The organism is Dietzia aerolata, from assembly GCF_014144865.1.
GTDB lineage: Bacteria > Actinomycetota > Actinomycetes > Mycobacteriales > Mycobacteriaceae > Dietzia > Dietzia aerolata.
The window spans coordinates 4726-6161 of the sequence record NZ_JAALDM010000285.1 but is presented as its reverse complement, the minus strand read 5'-3'; the positions used below and the strand labels follow the sequence as shown (position 1 = coordinate 6161).

The following is a 1436-nucleotide window of genomic DNA, read 5'->3' as shown; positions in this document are numbered from 1 at the left end:
CGCGGCGGACGAGCCGGCCGGCACCATCGCCGCCCTGCCGTCGCTGCCGACCGTGGCCGCCGACGCCCGCCCCGAGTGGGGCGAGGTCACCCAGGCACTCGAGGACATGGTCGTGATCGTGGGCGCCGGCGAGGTCGGCCCCTACGGCAGCGCCCGCACCCGCTTCGAGGTGGAGACCACCGGCGAGCTCACCGCCGCCGGAGTCGTGGAGCTGGCCTGGTCGACCGGACTCATCACGTGGGAGGACTCGCCGCGTGCCGGCTGGACCGTCACCGAGACCGGAGAGCCCATCGACGAGGCCGCGATCGCCGAGCGTTTCGGCGAGGAGGTGCTCGGCCGGGTCGGCGTCCGCCGCTACGCGGACGACGCCCGCGCCGAGATGTTCGACAACTCCTCGCCGCAGCTGACCTCGGTGTTCCTGCCGGAGGACCTGTCCTTCGTCGTGGACGACGAGGCCCAGGCCCGCGCCTACCAGTCCGATGACCCGGAGAACACGGTCGTCACCCGCAGCGAGGACGGCGAGTGGACCGTCACCCGCAAGGCCGGCACCGAGATCCGCGTGCCGCGTCGGACCATGCTCACCCGCGTGGTCGGCGGGCAGATCCCGACCGGCTTCGACCCCACGGCCTGGGGCATCCCGGCCGACATGGTCTCCGGGATCGACCGCGTGGCGGCCTGGAACCTGGTGGCCACCGTGGACGCCTTCATCTCCTCGGGCTTCACCCCGGCCGAATTGCTGGCCCACGTCCACCCGGCCGACGTCGCCAACACGCAGGGCACCGGCATGGGCGGCATGACCAGCATGCGGTCGCTGTACATCGACGGCATCCTCGGCCGCAGCCGCGCCAACGACACACTGCAGGAGGCGCTGCCCAACGTCGTGGCCGCGCACGTCATGCAGTCCTACGTCGGCGGCTACGGACCGATGGTCCACCCCGTGGCGGCCTGCGCCACCACCGCGGTGTCCGTCGAGGAGGGCTTCGACAAGATCCGCGCCGGGAAGTCGGACTTCGTGGTGGCCGGTGGCTTCGACGACCTGTCGGTCGAGGGCATCCAGGGCTTCGCCGACATGTCCGCCACCGCCGACTCAGCGGCCATGGCGGCCAAGGGAATCGACGAGCGCCACTACAGCCGGGCCAACGATCGGCGTCGCGGCGGGTTCGTCGAGTCCGCCGGCGGCGGCACCATCCTGCTGGCCCGCGGCGACGTCGCCGCCCGCATGGGACTGCCGGTTCTCGGAGTGGTGGCATGGGCCGGCTCGTACGCCGACGGTGCCCACACCTCCATCCCGGCCCCCGGCCTCGGTGCTCTCGGCGCCGGCCGCGGAGGGAAGCGTTCGCCGCTGGCCCGCGGTCTGGCACAGCTCGGCCTCACCGCCGACGACCTGGCCGTGGTGAGCAAGCACGACACCTCGACCAAGGCCAACGACCCCAACG

1 protein-coding gene is annotated in these 1436 nt (G+C 72.7%); it reads left to right on the top strand.

The features are described 5' to 3' along the window. Positions 1–1436: beta-ketoacyl synthase N-terminal-like domain-containing protein (locus G6016_RS14965; RefSeq protein WP_277815170.1), on the top strand; the 1436-nt coding region annotated here is incomplete at both ends.